This window comes from Vibrio sp. Vb0937 (assembly GCF_033338855.1).
In genome coordinates, this window is the sequence record NZ_JAWOTK010000482.1 from 1 (window position 1) to 1,011 (window position 1,011).

Consider the following 1,011-nt stretch of genomic DNA (forward strand, 5'->3'; position numbering starts at 1 on the left):
TTCTTCTATCCATATTCACACAACGTGTAATGAAGGAACATCACTATGAGCAAAATCTACGAAGATAACTCTCTTACCATTGGTAATACGCCCCTAGTTCGCCTAAACAAAGTGAGCAAAGGTAACGTTCTAGCGAAAATTGAAGCACGCAACCCAAGCTTCAGCGTTAAGTGCCGTATCGGTGCAAACATGATTTGGGAAGCAGAAAAAGCTGGCACTTTAAAGCCAGGCGTAGAACTAGTAGAACCAACCAGTGGTAACACAGGTATCGCATTAGCGTTCGTAGCAGCCGCTCGCGGTTACAAATTGACTCTAACTATGCCTGAATCAATGAGCCTTGAGCGCCGCAAGCTACTTAAAGCACTAGGCGCAAACCTTGAGCTAACTGAAGCAGCGAAAGGCATGAAAGGCGCAATTGCTAAAGCAGAAGAGATCGTAGCAAGCAATCCTGAAAAATACCTTCTTCTACAACAGTTCAACAACCCTGCTAACCCGCAAATTCACGAGAAAACCACTGGCCCTGAAATCTGGGATGCGACAGACGGTGAAATCGATGTGCTAGTAGCAGGCGTTGGTACGGGTGGCACTATCACTGGTACAAGCCGTTACATTAAAGGTGAGAAAGGTAAAGCGATCACTTCTGTTGCTGTAGAACCTGCAGAATCACCAGTAATCGCGCAAGCGCTAGCAGGCGAAGAAATTCAACCAGCACCACATAAAATCCAAGGTATCGGTGCAGGTTTCATTCCTGGAAACCTAGATTTGGACATTATCGACCGAGTTGAGCCAGTGACTTCTGAAGAAGCAATTGAGATGGCTCGTCGACTAATGGAAGAGGAAGGCATCCTTGCAGGCATCTCTTCAGGCGCTGCTGTCGTTGCTGCGAACCGAATTGCAGAACTACCTGAATTTGAAGGAAAAACCATCGTGACAATTCTGCCAAGCTCAGGTGAACGTTACCTAAGTACGGCACTATTTGCTGGTATCTTTACCGAAAAAGAGAACCAACAA

At 46.2% G+C, this 1,011-nt stretch carries 1 protein-coding gene; it reads left to right on the forward strand.

All coding sequences use genetic code 11. The annotated features are described in order from the left end of the window. Positions 1–45: 45 nt before the first annotated feature. On the forward strand, positions 46–1,011 hold a 966-nt coding region (cysK, locus tag R7P67_RS26670; RefSeq protein WP_005489833.1), incomplete at its 3' end, for a cysteine synthase A.